Genomic DNA, 21,095 nt, shown 5'->3' with positions numbered 1-21,095 from the left:
CTCTCTTTTTTACGCAAAAATCCCCCGCTGGGCACGGTTTTGTGGTATAATGCAGAATGTGTAATAATGCAATGGAGGAACACGACTATGCGTTTACTGGTCATTGACGGCAACAGCATTGCCAACCGTGCTTTTTTTGGCATCAAGCTGCTGACCACCAAGGACGGACGATACACCAACGCCATCTATGGCTTTCTGAATATCCTGCTCTCCCTGCTTAAGGAGTGCGAACCCGACGAGGTGGCGGTTGCCTTTGACCTGAAGGCTCCCACCTTCCGCCACAAAATGTACGATGGCTACAAGGCCACCCGCCATGGCATGCCCGAAGAGCTGGCCCAGCAGATGCCGGTGCTCAAGGAACTTCTGGCAGACCTCGGCTACCGCACCGTCACCGCCGAAGGCTGGGAAGCGGATGATATCCTTGGCACGCTGGCCGCTGCCTGCGCCGCCCGAAAGGACGACTGCTTCCTTGCTACAGGAGACCGGGACAGCCTGCAGCTGGTCAGTGACACCACCACTGTGCTGCTTGCCGCCACTGTCATGGGACGCAGCAAGACGGTGACGATGGACGTGGACGCCATTCAGGAAAAATACGGCATCCAGCCCAGACAGCTCATTGAGGTGAAGAGCCTGATGGGCGATGCTTCGGATAATATTCCGGGCGTGAAAGGCATTGGTGAAAAGACCGCCCTGACCCTTGTGCAGAACTTTGGCACGCTGGAAGGCGTGTACGAGCACATCGACGATAAGCTCATCAAGCCCAAACAGCGGGAACATTTGCTGGAATGCCGCGAGATGGCCCAGCTGAGCCACACCCTTGGCACCATCCGCACCGATGCACCCATCGACACGGCCGAGGGCACCTATGCCGTGGGCGAGGGCAACAAAGCCGAGGCCGTGCGCCTTTTGCAGGAATTGGAGATTCACTCTCTGATTCCTCGCTTTGGGCTGGACGGCATTGCACCTGCCGCCCCAGAAGAAGAGGACGGCATCGAGCTGGCTGAAGCAGGGCTGGAAGCTCTGCCGCTGACCCCTTCCGGCACCTATCTGGTGGCATCGCGCCCGGCCGTGATGGGCAAGCAGGGCACCCGCAACGTGGTGCTGCAGCCGGAGAGCTGGTACGCCGTGCAGGACTGCACCGTTTACCCGCTGGAGAATGCCGACCTTATGCGCCTGCTGGACAACGCAGACGTAACGCTGGAAGTGTTCAACGCAGCGCCCCTCTATGCCAAGGCCATGGCCGCAGGCGGCTGGGGCAGCAGCATCGTGTGGGATGGCAAGCTTGCCGCCTACCTGCTGGACGCTTCTGCTTCCAAGTATCAGATCAGCGAGCTGACCGCCAGCTACCGCGCCGCTGCTGCCTTTACCTGTGCCGATTACCCGGATGCAGGCCGCCTTGCAGACCTGTTCTGCAAGATGAAGGCCGAGATCACCGCCTGCGGTGAGGACGCCCTTTACAATGAGATCGAGTTCCCGCTGGCACAGGTGCTGGCCGATATGACCCGCACCGGTGTGCTGGTGGACAAAGACGGCATCGAGCAGTTCGGCGTAAAGCTGCGCACCGAGCTGGAGCAGGTGCTCACCCGCATCCACATGGAGACCGGCAGCGCCAGCTTCAACCCCAACAGCCCCAAGCAGTTGGGCGAAATGCTGTTTGACACCATGGGCCTGCCCCACGGCAAAAAGACCCAGCGCGGCTGGTCCACGGATGCCGAAACACTGGAAAGCCTGCGGGATTACCCGCTGGTGGAGGACATTCTGCAGTACCGCGCCTACCAGAAGCTGAACTCCACCTACGTGGAGGGCCTTTTGAAGGTGATTGGCGAGGACGGCCGCATCCACTCCACCTTCAACCAGACCGAGGCCCGCACCGGACGGCTCTCCTCTGACAACCCCAACCTGCAGAACATCCCCATCCGCACCGAGCTGGGCAGCCAGCTGCGCGCCTACTTTATTGCAAAGCCGGGCTGTGTGCTGGTGGATGCCGACTACAGCCAGATCGAGCTGCGCATTCTGGCCCACATTACCGGTGATGAGCACATGCAGCAGGCATTTTTGAACGGTGAGGACATCCACCGCAGCACCGCCGCAAAAATTTACGGCATCCCGCAGGAAGAAGTCACCTCCCGGCTGCGCTCTTCTGCCAAGGCCATCAACTTTGGCATCATGTACGGCAAGGGCGCTTACAGCCTTGCCAAGGACATCGGCGTGAGTGTGAAGGAGGCAGATGCCTTCCTCAAGAACTATCTGGCCGCGTTCCCCAAGGTGAGCGGCTACATGGATAAGACCATCGCGGACGCCAAGGCCGTGGGCTATGTATCCACCCTGTTCGGCCGCCGCCGTGCTCTGCCGGAGCTGGCAAGCAGCAACTTCAATGTGCGTTCCAGCGGCGAACGCATGGCCCGCAACACCCCCATTCAGGGCACTGCGGCCGACGTGATCAAGCTGGCCATGGTGCGGGTATGGAAGCGGCTGCGGAACGAAAAGATGGAAAGCCGCCTGATCCTGACCGTCCACGATGAACTGATCGTGGAGGCCCCGCAGGCTGAAGCTGAAAAGGCTGCGCAGATCCTGCGGGAGGAAATGGAAGGCTGCGTGCAGTATGCCGTGCCCCTGAGCACCGATGTGCACGCAGGCAAAAACTGGCTGGAGGCCCACTAAAACATGATTATTTTGGGAATTGAATCCACCTGCGACGAGACCGCCGCAGCTCTGGTGGAGGATGGCCGGCATCTGCTGAGCAACGTCATTTCCACCAGCGTAAAAGAACAGGCTCTTTACGGCGGCGTTGTGCCGGAGATCGCCAGCCGCCGCCACTGCGAATTTATCAGCGCTACGGTCAAAAAAGCCCTGCTGGATGCAGGCAAGACCATCGACGATGTGGATGCCGTGGCCGTCACCTTTGCGCCGGGCCTGATCGGTGCAGTGCTGGTGGGCGTGAATTTTGCCAAGGGTCTGGCCTACTCGGCCAATAAGCCTTTGGTGCCGGTGCACCACCTGCGCGGACACATTGCCGCACTGTATCTCACCCACCCGGAGCTGAAGCCTCCCTTCCTCTGCCTTGTGGCATCCGGTGGCCACAGCCACATTGTGGAGGTGCAGGACTACACCCATTACCACATCCTCGGCCACACGGTGGACGATGCCGCCGGTGAAGCCTTTGACAAAGTGGCCCGCACGCTTGGTCTGCCCTACCCCGGCGGCCCCAGCGTGGCCAATGCCGCCAAGACTGGCAACCCCAAGGCCTACCGCCTGCCGGTGCCCCATGTGGACGGCAAGTACAACGTGAGCTTTTCCGGCCTGAAAACCGCCGTGCTCAATGAGGTGAACAAGGCCCAGATGAAGGGCGAAGAAATCAATGTGCCCGACCTTGCCGCCAGCTTTCAGGACCGCATTGCGGGCATTCTGGCCGAAAAGCTGCTGCTGGCCGCAGCGGACACCGGCGCAAAGCAGGTGTGTCTGGCAGGCGGCGTTGCCGCCAACGGACGGCTGCGTCAGCTGGTGAACGACGGTGCCCAGAAGCTGGGTGCAAAAGTTTATCTGCCGGAGCTGAAATTCTGCGGTGACAACGGCGCTATGATCGCGGCGCAGGGGTATTACCAGTACATTGCAGGCCACACAGCGGGCCTTGAACTGAACGGTCTGCCCACTTTACCCATCGACTACGAATAAGCAGTAAAAAAAGACCTGCCTTTCCGGGATCTCCGGAAGGACAGGTCTTTTTCTTATGCAAAATATTCCTGTGCACGCTTTGCAGCGTTGTTGATGCAGGCCCGCAGCTCGTCCAGCGTATCAAACTTTTTGCTGGGGCTGAGGTAGGCGTGGAACTCCACCACCGGGTCGGTGCCGTAGAGGTCGCCGGAAAAGCCCGGGATAAAGGTCTCGCAGGTCACCTTGGTGGCATCATCATTGACGGTAGGGCGGCTGCCAAGGCCGGTGGCCGAAGGATACCACACCCCGCCAATGTGGGTGCGGGTGATATAAATGCCGCTGCGGGGCAGCTGAAAGCCCTCGGGATACAGCTGGTTGATGGTGGGCACCCCCAGCGTGTGGCCCAGACCTGCACCGTGCTGCACCTCGAACCGGATGGCGTAGGGCATCCCCAGCATGGCGTTTGCTGCCGGGATGTCGCCGCCTTCCAGCGCGGTGCGGATGCGGGTGGAAGACACCGGCTTTTCCTCAAACTGCGCCATGGGCACCACGATCACCTCCACGCCCAACGGAGCGCAGAGGGTGCGCAGCAGCTCCGGGTTGCCGGCCGCTTTGGCACCAAAGGTAAAGTTTTCGCCGCAGACCAGCGCACGGGCATTGCAGTCCCGCACGATGCCCAGCACGAACTGCTCCGGGGTCAGGCCCTTGATCTCCTCAAAGTCCGGCGTGAGGTAATACTCCACGCCAAGGCTTGCGATCAGAGCATGCTTATCCGCTGTGGAAAGCAGGCGCTTGCCCTTCATCTTATTCACCATCGGCAGCTTGAAGGTAAACACCGCCGGGGCGGCATCGTGTTCTTTGGCCCACTGCACGGCGCTTTCGATCACCGCACGGTGGCCGATGTGGATGCCGTCAAAAAAGCCCATTGCCACTGCGGTGCCTTTTTCCGGCTGCGCCAGCGGCAGCGGTGCAAATTGTGAAATGATCTGCATGGGTTTTGTTTCCTTTTTCAATTACGTTCTACGAACAGTTTTTCCACCCGCAGCACACCCTGTACGATATTGGCAAGGCCCAAAAACTGTCCGGCGGCATTGCGCACCCGGTAGCGGCCATCTGCTGCCGGATACCGGCTGGTGGGGCAGCCGTTGTACAAATGCTGTTCCACCCAAGGCTCCACCACCAGCAGCGGCAGGCTTTCAAACACGCTTTCCACCGGCAGCATCAGCGCTTCCAGTGCGTCCATGCCCTGCTCTTTTGCGGCAAGAATTTCCTCCAGCGTGTGGGCATCGGCTTCGGTGTACACGCCCGCCGAGGTGCGGCGCAGTGCGCTCATGGTGCCCTTCTGGCCCATGGCGGCGGCAATGTCTTCCAGCAATGTGCGGATATAGGTGCCCTTGGAGCACGTTACATCCAGCACATACTCATTTTCGGCAGGGCTGCCGCCGTAGGTGATGCTGTAAATTTCAATGGGGCGCGCCTTGCGCTCCACGGTCACGCCCTCACGGGCCAGCTTATACAGCGGCTGACCGTTCAGCTTGATGGCCGAGTACATGGGCGGCACCTGCATCTGCGGGCCGATGAATTGTGGCAGCACGGCCAGCAGTTCCCCTTCGCCCGCCGTGACCGGAGCCGTTTCCAGCACAGTGCCGGTCACATCGCCGGTGTCGGTGCGTGCGCCCAGTTTTAAAACCGCACGGTAGCTTTTATCGTGGTTCAGCTGCAGGTCCACTGCCTTGCTGGCACCGCCGCAGAACACCGGCAGCACGCCGGTGGCCATGGGGTCCAGCGTGCCGCTGTGGCCCAGCTTGCGGGTGCCCAGCACGCCGCGCAGCTTTGCCACCACATCAAAGCTGGTCCAGTCCATGGGCTTGTCAACGATCAGGATGCCCTGCATTTATGCTTCCTCCTGCGGTGCGTCCAGCTCGGCTTCCACCTCTGCCAGAATTGCATTTTTTGCGTTTTCCAGATTGCCCAGCAGCTCACAGCCTGCAGCGCGGCTGTGACCGCCTCCGCCCAGACGCCGGGCGATGGCGCAGGCGTCCACGCCCTTTGCGGTGCGCACACTGATACGGTAGCTGCCGCCGGGCTGCTGCCGCAGAGTCAGGCCCACCTTTACGCCCTCAATGCTCACAGGCAGACTGGTCAGTTCTTCCAGATCGGCCGGGTCCACCCCGCTCTGCTCGATCTCGTCCCGGGTGAGGTAGATGAGCGCGCACCGGCCATCCAGATAGTATTCCAGATGGTTGCGGGCAATGCGCTCGGCCTCCATGCGCTCACGGGGCTTGGTATCGAACAGCAGGGTGTTCAGCTCTTCCACATGACAGCCCGCCTCAATGAGCTTTGCCGCCACGATGTGGGTGTTTGCCGTGGTGGAAGAGAACCGGAAGCAGCCGGTGTCGGTTGCAAGGCCGGTGTAAAGGCAGTCTGCAATGTGCGGCGTAATGGCAACGCCCATGGCGTTGATCACCTCGTACAGCAGCTCTGCCGCCGCTGCGGCGCTGCCATTGAGCAGGGTGAAGTCGGCATATCCGCTGTTGCCTGCGTGGTGGTCGATGCACAGGTCCACATGGCGCGAGAACTGCGTCATACCGTTGTTTTCTCCAAACAGCTGCACGCTGGCGACATCCACCGCTACCACCGTCTGCGGCTCAAACTCACCTTTGAACATATGTGCGTTGGTAAACGCATACCGGTTGGGAATGGCATCGGAGCAAAGCACTGCCACATTTTTATCCAGTGCTTTCAGTGCACAATACAGCGCGCTGCCGCAGCCAATGGTATCGCCATCCGGGTTTTTGTGACACAGAATCAAAATGTTGTCCGCCGTCATCAGGCGCTGGGCCATCTGCTGCACATTCAACTGTTCTGTCATTCCATGATCCATCCTTTCCGCAGGCGGAATTATTCTTCGGTCTCCTCCGGTGCGCTGGCTTCGGTGTCAGCGTCGCCGTTCACGTTCAGCGTGCGGAGCAGCTCGTTGATGTGGGCTGCATAGGCGGCACCGTCATCCTCTACGAAGATGAAGCGGGGAGCCTTGCGGATGTGCATTTTCTTGCTCACTTCAGTGCGCACATGGCCTGCCGCGCGGTTCAGTGCCTCGATGGCGGGCTTTGGGCCGTCCTCGCGGCCCATCACGCTCACATACACCTTGGCCACATCCAGATCAGGGGTCACATCCAAACGGGTGACGGTGAGCAGGCCGCCCTCCAGACGCGGGTCCTTCAACCTGCCGATGATGGCAATGATCTCGCGCTTCATATCCTGCGCCAGACGGCCCATATTCTTCTGAGACATAGTATTTCTCCCTATAAAAGAAAACCCTCTCAGCCTCGCTTCGCTCGGCAGCTCTCCCGAGGGACGAGCTTTTTGCGTGGATACGGCAAACGTTCCGTTTCTCTGCAAACCTCCCACCTCGGGGGAGGTGGCATTGCGCCAGCAATGACGGAGAGGGATATTTCAGATCTTAATCGCGGTACTCTTCCATCTTGAAGGCTTCGTACACGTCGCCTTCCTTAACGTCGGCAAACTTTGCCAGAGTAACGCCGCACTCGTAGCCCTCGGCCACTTCCTTGGCATCATCCTTGAAGCGCTTCAGGGATGCGATCTCGTCCTCGGTGATCACGATGCCGTCACGCACCACGCGCACCTTGCTGTCGCGGGTGATCTTGCCGCTGGTCACGCGGCAGCCTGCAACGGTGCCCACATTGGAGATCTTGTACACCTGACGGACCTGCAGCTCGCCCAGAGACACCTCGCGGAACTTGGGAGCCAGCATGCCCTTCATAGCGTCGGTGACATCGTTGATGGCATCATAGATGACGCGGTACATACGCATTTCCACCTTGGTGGCAGCAGCTTCTTCCTTGGCCACATTGTCCGGACGGACGTTGAAGCCGATGATGATGGCGTTGGAGGCATCGGCCAGATCCACGTCGGACTTGCTGATGGCACCGACACCGGCATGGATGACACGCACGCGCACCTCTTCGTTGGAGATCTTCTCCAGACTCTGCTTCACAGCCTCGGCAGAACCCTGCACATCGGCCTTGACCACGATGGCCAGTTCCTTCATGTCGTTCTGTGCCATCTGGCTGAACAGGTTATCCAGCGTGACCTTCTGGAAGGAGGAGAACTGCTTTTCCTTGGCGGCAGCAACGCGCTGTTCGGCCAGCTCACGGGCCAGACGCTCGTCCTCAACAGCCTCGAACAGGTCGCCTGCTTCGGGCACTGCGGTCAGGCCGGTGATCTCCACAGGGGTAGAGGGGCCGGCATCGCTCAGCAGCTGGCCCTTGTCGCTGCGCATGGTGCGCACGCGGCCCACAGCGGTGCCGGCAATGATCACATCGCCGGAGTGCAGGGTGCCGTTCTGCACCAGAATGGTGGCAATGGGGCCCTGGCCCTTGTCCAGACGGGCCTCGACGACCGCACCCTTGGCGCGGCGGTTGGGGTTTGCCTTCAGCTCCATGACCTCAGCTTCCAGAGCAATGCGCTCCAGCAGGTCGTTGATGCCCATGCCGGTCAGGGCAGACACCGGGATGCAGGCCACATCGCCGCCCCAGTCCTCGGTGATGATGCCGTACTTGGTCAGGCCTTCCATCACGCGCTCGGGGTTTGCGGTGGGCTTATCCATCTTGTTCATTGCCACGATAATCTTGACATTTGCAGCCTTGGCGTGGTTGATGGACTCGATGGTCTGGGGCATGATGCCGTCGTCGGCAGCAACCACCAGAACGGCGATATCGGTCATGTTGGCACCGCGGGCACGCATGGAGGTGAACGCCTCGTGGCCCGGGGTATCCAGGAAGGTGATGAGGCTGTCGTTGACCTTGACCTGATATGCACCGATGGCCTGCGTGATGCCGCCGGCCTCGCCTGCGGTGACGTTGGTCTTGCGGATGGCGTCCAGAATACTGGTCTTGCCGTGGTCAACGTGGCCCATGACGCAGACCACCGGGGGACGCTCCACCAGATCCTCCTGCGAATCCTCTTCCTGCGTGAACAGGCGCTCCTCGATGGTCACATGCACCTCGTGCTCGACCTTTGCGTGGAACTCCTCTGCCAGCAGAGAAGCGGTATCGAAATCGATCACGTCGTTGATGGCGTGCATCTCACCCATCTGCATGAACTTGGCAATGACCTTGCCGGCCTGCTGCTTCAGGCGGGCAGCCAGCTCGCCCACGGTGATCTCGTCGGGGATCATCACCTTCAGCTGTGCGCTGCGGGCCTTTTCCAGCTGGATGCGCTGCAGACGCTCGAACTCGGTCTCGCGCTTGCCCTTCTGGAACTGCTGGCGCTGGCGCTGACCGCGCTGGGTGAACTTTTGCTTGTTGCCCTGCGGGGTGGGCTTGCGGCGGTTCTCGGTGTTCTTGGTGGAAGCCAGATCATCGTAACGGGCATCGAAGCGGTCCACGTTCATATCCACAGTGCGGGTATCCACGGTGACCTGATTGTCCTCGCGGCGCACGGACACAGCCTGTGCCGGAGCAGCGGATGCCTTGGCACCGGTCTCACGAGCCAGTTCGCTGAGAGAAACGGTCTTTTCCTCGCGCTTCTTGTGCTGCTCGTTCTTCTTTTCGTTATGCTTATTGCCGTTCTTATCCTGCTGGGCAGGCTCTGCCTTTTTGGCGGCAGGCTGCTCCGGCTTCTTTTCTGCCTTGGGAGCTTCGGGCTTTTTCTCGGCCTTCTTCTCAGCCTTCTTCTCAGCCTTCTTCTCAGTGGGCTTCGGCTCTTCCTTTGCGGCCTTGGCGCTGTTCAGGAATTCGTCCAGATTTGCCACGCTGTTATCCTTGCTGAACTTTTCCAGCAGGTAGTTCAGCTCGTTCTCTTCCAGATTGGAGCTGTTCTTCTTGCCGGTGCTGCCCATGGCGTTCAGCTCATCCAGGACCTTCTTGGCGGAAAGGTTCAGATCCTTTGCAAAATCACTCACTTTATATTTTACGATCATTCGGTCATATCCTCCTCATTTTTGATTGCTCCGCAGTCCGACAGGCGGTCAAAGCAGAGCTTTGCGAGGTTGCGGTCAGTCACCGCGTAAACAGCCACAGGCTTGCGGCTGATATCGGCCAGTTTATCCTGCGTAAGCGGCATGGTGATCACATCCACCAGATCGCCCACAGAATAGTCGAGGCGCTGCACGGTCTTGGCGCTGGCATCGCTTGCCACCATCACCAGCCATGCCTTGCTCTTGACACAGGCATCTTCCACGGCATCAAAGCCCATGGTCAGTGCGCCCGCCTTGCGGCACAGGCTCAGCGCCTGATACAGCGCTTCCTCCGGCGGCAGCTTGGGCTTTGCGGGGGTGTTATTCTTCTTTGCCATTTGCTGCTGCCTCCTTTGCGGCTTCGGCCAGCTGTGCGGCCAGAGCCTCGTAAACTTCGGCGGGAACCGGCTGCTCAAAGCAGCGCTCCAGCGCCTTTTTCTTTTTTGCCTTGGTCAGGCAGTCGGGGTTCGGGCAGAGATACGCGCCGCGGCCCGGCTTTTTGCCGACCAGATCAATGCTGATCTCTCCGCTGGGTGCACGCACCACACGCACCAGCTCCTTTTTGGGGCGGCTGGTCATGCAGCCGATGCACTGGCGGGAAGGGATCTTTTTCTGTGCCATCCGGTTTCCCTCCTTTGGCCATCTGCGCCGGAATTACTCGGTGTCGGTCTCGGCTTCCTTCTTCGGCTCTTCCTCGCCATAATAGCCGCTCTCGGGGCGGATATCAATGTTGTAGCCGGTCAGGCGTGCGCACAGGCGTGCGTTCTGGCCCTTGTTGCCAATGGCAAGGCTCAGCTGCTGGTCGGGCACGGTCACACGGCAGGAACGGGTCTCGCCGGGCAGCAGTTCCACCTTGACCACCTTGGCCGGGCTGAGTGCTGCGGAGATGAACTCGGAGATATCCTCGCTCCACTTCACAATGTCGATCTTTTCGCCGCCCAGCTTTTCCACAACAGCAGCTACACGGGCACCGTGCTCGCCGATGCAGGCGGAAACAGGGTTCACGTTGGGGTCCTTGCTCCAAACAGCCATCTTGGTGCGGGCACCGGCCTCGCGGCTGATGGCCTTAACCTCCACAGTGCCGTCAAAAATTTCGGGCACTTCCAGCTCAAACAGGCGCTTGACAAGGCCGGGGTGGGTGCGGCTGATCATAACGCGGGGGCCGCGCTCAGTGCTGACCACGTCCACAACGTAGACCTGCAGGGTCTGGCCCTCGGTGTACACCTCGCCGGGCACCTGCTCGTTGTGGGGCAGGATAGCCTCGCCGCCCTTGCCCAGATCCAGAGCAACGATGCCCTTCTCCGGGTCCACGCGGGTAACGGTGGCCTGCACGATGTCGTGTGCACGGGACTGGATCTCGCTCAGCTGCTGGCTGCGTTCAGCCTCGCGGATGCCCTGACGGATCACGTGCTTTGCGGTCTGGGCTGCAATGCGGCCGAAGTCCTTGGTCTTGAGGGGGGTCACGATGCGGTCGCCCACTTCGTAGCTCTTGCGGATCTTCTGTGCCTCGGTAATGCCGATCTCAGAGTGCTCGTCGTACCAGTCCTCGTCGGCCACAACGTCCTGGATCAGGGCCACATCAAAGCGGCCTGCGGCGGGGTCGATATCCACCTTCACGTGGTCCTCTTCCACCTCATAGTTCTTCTTGACGGCAATGATGATCGCAGCCTTGATCTTTTCGATCAGGTATTCTGCGGTGATGCCGCGCTCGTGCTCCAGCATGGAGAGAGCTTCAAAAAATTCATTGTTCGCTGCTGCCATTTTTCGGGTTCCTCCTGTAATTTACTCTCTATCTATGTTAGTCAAACAGGTCTTCATCGTCGCACAGGTTCACGCTGGATGCGGCGTTCACCTCAAAGGTGACAGCGCCCGCATCGGTGTTCACCGTAACGGTGCTGCCCTCGCGGCCTGTCAGGATACCGGAAAACTCACGCACGCCGTCTGCATTCGGGCGGATGAGCTTTACCCGGATCTTCTGGCCCTTGAGGGCTTCATAGTGCTCCGGGCGGGTCAGCTTACGGCCAAGGCCGGGGCTGCCCACTTCCAGATAATAGCTCTGGTCGATGGGGTCTGCCTCGTCAAGGATGGGGTCCAGCGCATGGGAAACATCCGCGCAGGTGTCGGTATCCATGGTGCCGTCCTTGTCGATGAGCACGCGAAGATACCAGTCTGGACCTTCCTTTTCAAAAACCACATCCCACAGGCGCAGGCCCATGCCCTCCACGGTGGGGCGGACAAGCGCTTCGACTCTCTGGGCGGTGTTGCCGCCAGACTGCTTCGCCATAAAAAACCTCCAAACAAACAAGAAACGCGGACCTTGCGGCCCACGTTTCAGGTTAAACTATATCGTACTACTAGAATATACCATACATCCCGCGATTATGCAAGCATTTTCGCAGATTTTTTTCGCCGCAGGGTCTTTTACAGCACCCACACGCCGTCCCGGAACAGCTCCACGGTGCGGCCATCGCGGCATTTTCCGGTGATATGGCTGTCCTCTGCACCGATCATCACATCCTCATGCAGGCGGGACTGGTTCATGCCGCGGGCCAGCAGCTCTTCCTTCGTCAGCGCCGTGCCGCCCTTCGTGGTGCCGGGGTAGCTGGCACCAAAAGCGATGTGGCAGGCGGCATTTTCGTCAAACAACGTGCTGTAGAACAGCTTGCCGCTGCGATTGATGGGGCTGCTTGCCGGCACCAGTGCCACCTCGCCAATGCTGCGGGAGCCTTCGTCGCCGTCCAGCAGACGGCCCAGCAGCACCTGTCCCTGCTCGGCGTGGTAGTCCACAACCCGGCCCTTCTCAAAGGTGACACGGAAGTTCTTGATGAGCTGGCCGTTGAACACATAGGGCTTTGTGCCGTAGACAACGCCCTCTACCCTGTCCTTGTGGGGCGCAGTGAACACTTCCTCCGTGGGGATGTTGGGCAGGAACACCACGCCCTTTTCGCTCTTGCTGGCGGCGCTTTCCCACACAGCCTGATCCGCAAGACCCACGGTCAGATCCGTGCCATTGCTGCTCTCAAAATGCACGCTTTCCAAGTCCAGCGCGTTCATTTTATCCCGCAGAGTGCTGAGCCGCTCCATATGGGCCTGCCACTCGTTCACCGGGTCGCCACCGGTGACCCGGCACACGTCAAAGATCAGCTTCCACAGCGCTTCCATTGCGGCATCCGCGTCCAGCTCCGGGAAGACCTTCTTTGCCCACGGCACACTGGGCAGGGCCGCAATGGACCACTGCACCCGGTCGTTCATGGTGTACTCCTGCCACTCCTCCATAAAGGCGCAGCGGGCGGCATTCACCCTGCTGATCTTATTGCCGTCAATGCCCGCATACAGCTCCGGGTCGTCCGCAATGAGATGCAGTACGCACACGCCGCCCTCGCTTTCAGCATAGTCAAGATAGCGGCGCAGCTGCCATGGCTTGTGGTCGGTCAGCGCTTCCTCACTGCCCAGCTCCATGCGGGCGCGGGCCACAGCGTCATCGCTCCAGTTCACCTGCACATCCCGGGCACCGGCTTCGTAGGCACTGCGCACGCACAGCCGCGCCAGCGGCGCGCCCTCCAGCGGGCAGTTGATGATGAGGGTCTGTCCGGGCTGCGGGTTCACCCCCACCCGGACGATGAAATCGGCATATTTTTTCAGCAGTTCGTCAAAGTTTTCCACGGTAGAACCTCCTGCGGTGTAAAAATCATGTTTTTCTGTTTTTCAGTATACCCGGTACAAGCCGTTCTGTCCAGTAAAAAGAAAACAGACACCTCCCGCTGTTGAAAAAGCAGGAAACGTCTGTTATACTGTCTTTTGAAAGTGCTGTCTACATACGGCAGGCGGTCTATGCCTTTTCGGCCCTGCGTCGGGAAGGCGAACATTTTTGTCGTACCCCGACGCTTTGCAGCGAAGGGGGTGATGCTTCATGACGCTTTTAGAAACTCTGGCTCTGCTCACATTGCTTGCAACCGTGAGCTTTGGCATTTTCGATATCGCGTGGAAGATCTTCAACAACAAAAAATGACCGCCCCCAGCGTCCAAACCTGAGCGGTCATCTTTTGATTATCGCGCCGGAAAGGTACTGACCGTTTGCCAGACAGCACTTTCTTTATTTGTATTATAGCACAGCCCCGCCGAAATTGCAACGGCGGGGCTGTTTTTATCGCCTGAAAGCGAAATTTTCTCAGAACTCAATCTTGCTCTCGATATAAGCTTTCAGCTCGGAGATGGGCATACGAACCTGCTCCATGGTGTCGCGGTCACGGACGGTGACGCAGTTGTCGGCGGCAATGCCCTTGGCCTCGTCACCCACGGTATCAAAGTCCACAGTGATGCAGTACGGGGTGCCGATCTCGTCCTCGCGGCGGTAACGCTTGCCGATGGAACCGGTATCGTCGTAATCCACCATGAAGTACTTGCTCAGCTCGTTGCGGATCTCCATGGCCTTCTCGCCCAGCTTCTTGCTCAAGGGCAGCACAGCGCACTTGTAGGGAGCCAGAGCCGGATGCAGATGCAGCACGGTGCGGATATCCTCCTTGCCCTTGCTGTCGGTCAGGTGCTCCTCGTCGTATGCTTCGCACAGGAAAGCCAGAGCCACACGGTCACAGCCCAGAGACGGCTCAATGACGTAGGGGATGTAGTGCTCGTTGGTCTCGCTGTCGAAGTACTCCAGGCTCTTGCCGGAAGCTTCCTGATGGCGGGTCAGGTCGTAGTTGGTACGATCCGCGATGCCCCACAGCTCACCCCAGTCGGTGAACGGGAAGGCGTACTCGATATCGGTGGTAGCGCGGCTGTAGAAGGCCAGCTCTGCAGGCTCGTGGTCACGCAGGCGCAAGTGCTCCTTCTTGATGCCAAGGCTCAGCAGCCAGTTCTCGCAATAGTCCTTCCAGTAAGCGAACCATTCCAGATCGGTGCCGGGCTTGCAGAAGAACTCGCACTCCATCTGCTCGAACTCACGGGTGCGGAAGGTGAAGTTGCCCGGGGTGATCTCGTTGCGGAAAGCCTTGCCCACCTGGCACACGCCGAAGGGCAGCTTGCGGCGAGTGGTGCGCTGGATGTTGGCAAAGTTGACAAAGATGCCCTGTGCGGTCTCCGGACGCAGATAGCAGGTGGAAGAGCTATCCTCAGTAACGCCGATGGCAGTCTTGAACATCAGGTTGAACTTGCGGATGGGGGTAAAATCGTGCTTGCCGCACACCGGGCACACGATGTCCTCATGCTCTGCGATGAAAGCATCCATCTCGTCAAAGCTCATGGCATCCACATTCACCTCGGGGTGCTCCTCACCGATCAACTTGTCGGCGCGGTGGCGTGCCTTGCAGGCGCGGCAGTCCAGCAGGGGGTCCGAGAAGCTGGAGACGTGGCCGGTGGTCACCCAGGTCTGAGGGTTCATGATGATGGCTGCATCCAGACCCACATTATAGGGGCTTTCCTGCACGAATTTCTTCAGCCATGCCTTTTTGACATTGTTCTTGAACTCGACGCCCAGCGGGCCGTAGTCCCAGCTGTTGGCCAGACCGCCGTAGATCTCGGAACCGGGGAACACATAACCACGGTTCTTGCAGAGATTGACGATCATATCAAGGGTCTTTTCGCTCTGTTCCATTGTAGTACATCCTTTCCGTCCGCGGCTGGTTTGCCGTGTCGTTGTTGTATCGTTCCGGCAGCTTTCCCCACTGCCGGGCGTGCTTTTCAAAGGGAAAGCACAGTATCTTTACTGTACCATGTTTTGCGCCGCTTGTAAAGCCGAAAACCGGCCTGCTTTGGGGAACAGACCGGTTTTTGCACTTATTTATGGTATTTCATTCCTGCATTGATGGTGCAGGCACGGTAGATCTGTTCCGTGAGCACAAGGCGGGCCAGCTGGTGGGGCATGGTGATGCGTCCCATGCTGAACTTGAGGGCGGCGGCCTTTTTCACCTCATCGGACAGGCCGTGGGACGAGCCGATCACAAAGGCCACGTCTCCTGCCCCACTGTTTGCGCGGTCGGCAAGGAACTGCGCCAGCTCGTCGGAGGAGATCTGCCTGCCCTCAATGCACATGGCCACGATGGCAGCACCCTTGCGCACGTTGGACAGGATGGCCTTGCCCTCCTTGTCCAGTGCCTTTTTTACCACGGCATCCGAGGCGTTCTTCTCCTCGATCTTTTCCTCCGGCAGCTCAATGATGCGGAAGGACGCGAAGGCGGCAAGGCGCTTCTGGTACTCGGCCACGCCCTCGGCGAAATATTTTGCATTCAGCTTGCCCACACAGATCAGGTCGATGTTTTGCATTGCAGTTTCCTCTTTTATATAGAAACGATTTAAAATTGTCTCCGCTACTGCTTGAACTCCCTCAGTCACGGCTTACGCCGTGCCAGCTCCCTCGGAGAGGGAGCCTCTGGCGAAACCGGATACTTTGCAATTCAACCAGAGGCTTTGCCGCCATGCCAAAGGCCCCATCCTAGAGGGGGCTGTCGAGCGAATGCGAGACTGGGGGAGTTTTTTTACAGCAGGCTCATCTGCTCGCCCTCGTCCTCGGCGCGGATCAGCGCACCGGTAGCGGGCAGGCTGCGCACACGGTAGCGGTGGGGGTTCGCCAGTTCCAGCGTGTCCGCCGGCACCACCGAAGCGATGGTCTGGTTCTTTTTCAAAGTAACCACTGCCACGCCCTGACTGTCGCGGGTGGCCTTGGCCGCGATCTGCGCCGTGCCAACCAGCAGCATCCGGCTGGCGCTGGTGCGGATGGCAAGCTCCGTTTCCTCCGGCAGGAAGAAGAGCTTTGCCAGCGGTTCCTTGTCGCAGTAGGCCTTGAGCAGCTTGCGGCGGTTCTGCTTGGTGGCATAGGAGCTGAGCGGAATTTTAGCGCACTTGCCGCTGGCAAAGAAGAACAGCATATAGCCGCTGTAGTCGCTGGTGATCACCATGGAGAGCACGTTCTCGCCCTCGTCCATGCCCAGACGGCCCGGGATGAAAATGCCCATCTGGGCCACCTTGCCGTCCTCCAGCTCTGCCAGACGCACCTTGTACACCTGCTGCTTGTCGGTAAAGAACAGCGCTTCCACGTTGTTGCGGGTCTCGATCTGCTGCACGATCTCGTCGCCTTCTTTCAGCTTATGGGCACCGGCGGTGCGCAGACCCTGCGGCGGGATCTTTTTGAAGTAGCCCTCGCGGGTAAAGAACACCGTCACGGGGTAATCCGGCGCTTCTTCCTCCTCGGAGCCGTTCTCATCCTCAGGCAGATCGTACAGGATCTCGCTGCGGCGGGGCTGGCCGTACTTCTTGGCAACATCGTTCAGCTCATTGATGATGATGCGGCGGATGCGGGCGGGCTTTGCAAGGATATCGTTCAGGTCGGCAATGTCCTTCTCCAGCTGTTCGATCTCGCTGGTGCGCTTGAGGATATATTCCCGGTTCAAATGACGCAGCTTGATCTCGGCCACATAGTCGGCCTGCACTTCATCGATGCCAAAACCGATCATCAGGTTGGGCACCACTTCGGTCTCTTCCTCGGTGGTGCGGATAATTTTGATTGCCTTGTCAATGTCCAGCAGGATAGCAGCAAGACCCTTGAGCAGGTGCAGGCGCTTTTCCTTGCCGTGCAGGTCGTAGTAGGTGCGGCGGCGCACGCACTCCACGCGGAAGGCCGTCCACTCCTTGAGAATTTCGCGCACGCCCATCACGCGGGGCTGGCCGGACACCAGAATATTGAAGTTAGCGCTGAAGCTGTCTTCCAGAGGGGTAGCCTTAAACAGCTTTGCCATCAGCTTGTCGGCATCCACGCCGCGCTTGAGGTCTAGTGTCAGCTTCAGGCCGTTCAGGTCGGTCTCGTCACGCATGTCGCTGATCTCCTTGACCTTGCCGGCCTTGACCAGCTCCGCGATCTTATCCATGATGGCCTCCACCGTGGTGGTTGGCGGGATCTGGGTGACCTCGATCATGTTCTCGCCCGGCACCACACTGTAGCGGGCGCGTACCTTCACGCTGCCGCGGCCGTTCTCGTAAATTTCACGCATCTGCGCTTCATCGTACAAAATCTGACCGCCGCCCACGAAGTCCGGGGCAGGCATGGTGGTGGAGATGTCGTGGTGCTCGTCCTTCATCAGGGCCACGGTGGTGGCGCACAGCTCTGCCAGATTGAACGAGCAGATGTTGCAGGCCATGCCCACCGCGATGCCCAGCGTGTTGTTGGCCAGAATGGTGGGGAATGTGACCGGCAGCAGGGTAGGCTCGGTGGTGGTGCTGTCGTAGTTGGGCACAAAGTCCACGGTCTCCTTGTCGATATCCCGGAACAGCTCCTCGCACACACCCTCGAGCTTCGCCTCCGTGTAACGGGCAGCAGCGCAGGACATATCCCGGCTGTAGGCCTTGCCGAAGTTGCCCTTGCTGTCCACAAAGGGCACCAGCAGGCTCTCGTTGCCGCGGCCCATGCGCACCATGGTGTCGTAGATGGCGGCATCGCCGTGGGGGTTCAGGTGCATGGTGCTGCCCACGATGTTGGCAGACTTGGTGCGTGCGCCCTTGAGCAGGCCCATCTCGTACATGGTGTACAGCAGCTTGCGGTGCGCCGGTTTGAAGCCGTCGATCTCTGGCAGCGCGCGGCTGACGATGACGCTCATGGCGTAGGGCATATAGTTGGTTTCCAGCGTGCGGGTGATGGGGTCCTCCAGCACACTGCCGGCATTTAAAATTTCAACGCCGTCGCCCAGCTGCGGGCGCACCGGCTTGATTGTTTTCTTGGTCGATTTTCTAGGCATCTTCTAACCTCTTGACGATTTTAAATGGGCGCCGCTCTCGCTCTGCCCATATTCAGCGGAAAATATTTTTTATTTTTGCAGCTCAGGATGGCCTGCGGGCCATCCTGAGCTGCTCTTTCACAGATGGAGCCGTTCCGGTTTTCTGCATTTTTCCCTTAAAATGCCGTGACCCGTTGGGGCCTTCTTCGTGAAAACGTGATTTGGAGCAGCCCGCAGGCTGCGACAAATCACCAAATTAAAATAACGTTACCTCTGTCATTGCCAGAGCGCAAGCGGAGGCAATTTAAAATCATCAGCTCACATCCAGATCGTCCAGATATTCTGCGCCGTGCTGCGCAATGTGTTCCTTGCGGCCTGCAAGGTTATCACCCAGCAGGATATCGAACGCCTGCGCAGTCTGCACCACATCGGTGGGCATCACCTTGATCAGACGGCGGCTCTCCGGGTTCATGGTGGTCAGCCACATCATCTCGGGGTCGTTCTCACCCAGACCTTTGGAGCGCTGGATGGTGTATTTTTTCTCGCCGATCTCTTCCAGAAACGCTGTCTTTTCCGGCTCGGTGTAGGCAAAATAAGTTCGGTCTTTCGTTGTAATTTCATACAACGGTGACTCTGCGATATACACATAGCCCTTCTCGATCAGGGTCGGGGTCAGGCGGTAGAGCATGGTGAGCACCAGCGTGCGGATCTGGTAGCCGTCCACATCGGCATCGGTACAAATGACGATTTTATTGAACCGCAGATTATCGAGATTGAAGGTGGCCAGCTCCTTGTTGTGTTTGCCGCCCAGTTCCACGCCGCAGCCCATCACCTTGATGAGATCCACGATGACATCCGACTTAAAGATGCGGGCATAGTCGGCCTTCAGGCAGTTCAGGATCTTGCCGCGGATGGGCATGATGGCCTGATATTCACTGTCGCGGCTGGACTTGACTGCACCCATAGCGGAATCGCCCTCCACGATATACAGCTCGCGGCGGGATGCATCCTTGGTGCGGCAGTCCACGAATTTCTGCACCCGGTTGGCAAGGTCGATCTGGGTGGACAGGGTTTTTTTGATGCTCTGGCGCGTTTTTTCTGCATGCTCACGGCTCTGCTTGTTCACCAGCACCTGCTGGCAGATCTTCTGGGCCTCGTCCGGCTTTTCCAGAAAATACACTTCCAGATAATGCTTGAGGAAGTCGGTCATAGCCTGCGAGACGAATTTGTTGGTGATGGCCTTTTTGGTCTGGTTCTCGTAGCTGGTGCGGGTGGAAAAACTGGACGAGACATACACCAAGCAGTCCTGCACATCCTGAAAGCTGATGGCGCTCTCACCTTTTTTATAGAGGTTCTTTTCCTTCAGGTACTTATTGATCTGGTAGACAAAGGCAGTGCGCACCGCGTGCTCCGGGCTGCCGCCGTGCTCCAGCCAGGAAGAGTTGTGGTAGTATTCCAGCATCTGCACCTTATTGGAGAAGCAGAACGCCGCGCTCATGCGCACCTTGTAATCCGGCTGGTCCTCGCGGTCCCGGCCCACAGCCTCACTCTCGCAGCTGAACACCGGGGTCAGGGTATCCTCCCCTGCCACCTCGGCCACATAGTCCGCGATACCGTGCTCATAGCACCAGCTCTCGTACCACGCCTTGCCAGTGGCAGGGTCTTTCTCTTTTTCATCGGTAAAGTTCAGGGTCAGGCCTGCGTTGACCACTGCTTGACGGCGCAGGGTATCCTTATAGTAGCTGCCGGGCACATCGATGTCGGTAAACACCTCGTCGTCCGGCTTCCAGTGAATGATGCTGCCGGTGCGGCGGCCCTTGTAGGCTTCCTTCTGCAGGCCGCCCACATTCTCGCCCTTTTTAAAATCAAGGTGATAGTGGTATCCGTCACGATAGATATCGGCGGTCATCCATGCAGAAGCATACTGGGTAGCGCACAGGCCCAGACCGTTCAAGCCAAGGCTGAACTCGTAGTTATCCTCACCCTCGCCATACTTGCCGCCTGCATACATCTCGCAGAACAACAGCTCCCAATTGTAGCGCCCCTCGCCGTTGTTCCAGTCCACGGGCATACCGCGGCCAAAGTCCTCAACGATGACGCTGCCATCCTTACAGCGGGTCACGTTGATGGTATCGCCGTGGCCGTCGCGGGCTTCGTCGATGGAGTTGGAGACGATCTCAAAGATGGAGTGGGCGCAGCCCTCCACGCCGTCTGAGCCAAAGATAACGGCCGGGCGCTTACGCACACGGTCAGCACCCTTCAAAGAAGTAATGCTCTCGTTGCCATATTCCTGTTTTTTTGCCATGCTGCTCCTCCCGGCCCGGCCTTTCTTGCAAAAAGCGGGCCGTCTGTAGTCAAATCATAAAACGCCTCTGCCCTTTTCTTACTATAATATAGGTATACACAGAGAAAAAGGGCAAAAGCGCCTGAATCATTTCATTTTCATTAAACCATAGGTTGTTGAATTTGTCAATTTCTGTTTGGCACGCCCGCACACAGCACGTCCTGCGCCGGATGTGCCAAAAGCAGGTTGAAAAAAGTCATTCTTATTTTACGCGCTGGAGCGACCAAAATCAAGAAAGTTTCAATTTTCTGAAAAAAATTTGGATTTACCCCTTTACAAAATCGAAATTTCAGGTATAATAATCATCGTCCGGTGCGCCTCTGTAGCTCAGTCGGTAGAGCAGGGGACTGAAAATCCCCGTGTCATTGGTTCGATTCCGATCGGAGGCACCAGTCAAGGAAACCCAGCAGGGTTTCCAATA

General features: G+C 58.6%; 16 protein-coding genes and 1 tRNA gene. 3 read left to right on the top strand and 14 right to left on the bottom strand.

The annotated features are described in order from the left end of the window. Window positions 1–87: 87 nt before the first annotated feature. Together polA and tsaD are read left to right on the top strand one after the other, a co-directional pair. Window positions 88–2,661 (top strand): DNA polymerase I, encoded by a 2,574-nt coding sequence (gene polA, locus DWY76_RS02765; RefSeq protein ID WP_120079723.1) that lies wholly within the window; start codon window positions 88–90, stop codon window positions 2,659–2,661. Window positions 2,662–2,664: 3 nt separating this feature from the next. Beyond that, window positions 2,665–3,672, top strand: coding sequence for a tRNA (adenosine(37)-N6)-threonylcarbamoyltransferase complex transferase subunit TsaD (gene tsaD / locus DWY76_RS02760; RefSeq protein ID WP_005945426.1), 1,008 nt, complete (start codon window positions 2,665–2,667; stop codon window positions 3,670–3,672). A 53-nt stretch (window positions 3,673–3,725) separates the two neighbouring features. Here tsaD and ribF read toward each other — a convergent pair whose 3' ends face one another. From ribF to DWY76_RS02690, 14 genes are all read right to left on the bottom strand, one after another. Then, window positions 3,726–4,643, bottom strand: coding sequence for a riboflavin biosynthesis protein RibF (ribF, locus tag DWY76_RS02755; RefSeq protein WP_120079721.1), 918 nt, complete (start codon window positions 4,641–4,643; stop codon window positions 3,726–3,728). Between the two features lie 17 nt (window positions 4,644–4,660). Continuing rightward, a complete protein-coding gene (gene truB, locus DWY76_RS02750) occupies window positions 4,661–5,545 on the bottom strand; it encodes a tRNA pseudouridine(55) synthase TruB (protein ID WP_120079719.1) in 885 nt (294 codons plus the stop codon). Continuing rightward, complete coding sequence (locus tag DWY76_RS02745) at window positions 5,546–6,535, bottom strand: bifunctional oligoribonuclease/PAP phosphatase NrnA (protein ID WP_120079717.1); 990 nt, start codon at window positions 6,533–6,535, stop codon at window positions 5,546–5,548. A gap of 17 nt (window positions 6,536–6,552) precedes the next feature. Further along, window positions 6,553–6,945 carry a 30S ribosome-binding factor RbfA gene (gene rbfA / locus DWY76_RS02740; protein ID WP_005945412.1) on the bottom strand — a complete coding sequence of 131 codons (393 nt, stop codon included), beginning with the start codon at window positions 6,943–6,945 and terminating at the stop codon, window positions 6,553–6,555. A gap of 169 nt (window positions 6,946–7,114) precedes the next feature. Beyond that, window positions 7,115–9,595, bottom strand: a complete 2,481-nt coding sequence (infB, locus tag DWY76_RS02735; RefSeq protein WP_120079715.1) for a translation initiation factor IF-2 — start codon at window positions 9,593–9,595, stop codon at window positions 7,115–7,117. Further along, window positions 9,592–9,969, bottom strand: coding sequence for a 50S ribosomal protein L7ae (locus tag DWY76_RS02730; protein WP_097780834.1), 378 nt, complete (start codon window positions 9,967–9,969; stop codon window positions 9,592–9,594). The genes infB and DWY76_RS02730 overlap by 4 nt, the downstream gene beginning before the upstream one ends. Further along, on the bottom strand, window positions 9,953–10,252 hold the full coding sequence (locus DWY76_RS02725) for a YlxR family protein (RefSeq protein WP_005945403.1): 300 nt from the start codon (window positions 10,250–10,252) through the stop codon (window positions 9,953–9,955). The genes DWY76_RS02730 and DWY76_RS02725 overlap by 17 nt, the downstream gene beginning before the upstream one ends. A gap of 33 nt (window positions 10,253–10,285) precedes the next feature. Further along, window positions 10,286–11,392: a transcription termination factor NusA gene (gene nusA / locus DWY76_RS02720; RefSeq protein ID WP_097773881.1), complete on the bottom strand. Its 1,107-nt coding sequence runs from the start codon at window positions 11,390–11,392 to the stop codon at window positions 10,286–10,288. 37 nt (window positions 11,393–11,429) lie between these two features. After that, entirely contained in the window at window positions 11,430–11,915 is a 486-nt protein-coding gene (rimP, locus tag DWY76_RS02715; RefSeq protein ID WP_005945397.1) for a ribosome maturation factor RimP, read from the bottom strand. Window positions 11,916–12,052: 137 nt separating this feature from the next. Further along, on the bottom strand, window positions 12,053–13,294 hold the full coding sequence (locus tag DWY76_RS02710; RefSeq protein WP_120079713.1) for an aminopeptidase: 1,242 nt from the start codon (window positions 13,292–13,294) through the stop codon (window positions 12,053–12,055). 505 nt (window positions 13,295–13,799) lie between these two features. Continuing rightward, window positions 13,800–15,221 carry a glycine--tRNA ligase gene (locus tag DWY76_RS02705; RefSeq protein ID WP_097773884.1) on the bottom strand — a complete coding sequence of 474 codons (1,422 nt, stop codon included), beginning with the start codon at window positions 15,219–15,221 and terminating at the stop codon, window positions 13,800–13,802. Window positions 15,222–15,403: 182 nt separating this feature from the next. Then, a complete protein-coding gene (gene rlmH / locus DWY76_RS02700; RefSeq protein WP_044954166.1) occupies window positions 15,404–15,889 on the bottom strand; it encodes a 23S rRNA (pseudouridine(1915)-N(3))-methyltransferase RlmH in 486 nt (161 codons plus the stop codon). A 212-nt stretch (window positions 15,890–16,101) separates the two neighbouring features. Beyond that, on the bottom strand, window positions 16,102–18,351 hold the full coding sequence (locus DWY76_RS02695) for a DNA gyrase subunit A (RefSeq protein WP_120079711.1): 2,250 nt from the start codon (window positions 18,349–18,351) through the stop codon (window positions 16,102–16,104). A gap of 292 nt (window positions 18,352–18,643) precedes the next feature. After that, window positions 18,644–20,635, bottom strand: coding sequence for a toprim domain-containing protein (locus DWY76_RS02690; RefSeq protein WP_120079709.1), 1,992 nt, complete (start codon window positions 20,633–20,635; stop codon window positions 18,644–18,646). Window positions 20,636–20,990: 355 nt separating this feature from the next. On the opposite strand from DWY76_RS02690, the gene DWY76_RS02685 reads away from it, so the two are divergent. Further along, window positions 20,991–21,066 (top strand) — tRNA-Phe (locus tag DWY76_RS02685). Window positions 21,067–21,095: the final 29 nt, after the last annotated feature.

The organism is Faecalibacterium sp. AF27-11BH (assembly GCF_003603005.1).
In the GTDB taxonomy this organism is placed as follows: domain Bacteria; phylum Bacillota; class Clostridia; order Oscillospirales; family Ruminococcaceae; genus Faecalibacterium; species Faecalibacterium taiwanense.
Note: the sequence above shows the minus strand (reverse complement) of the source record. Positions and strands in the feature narration are given on the sequence as shown.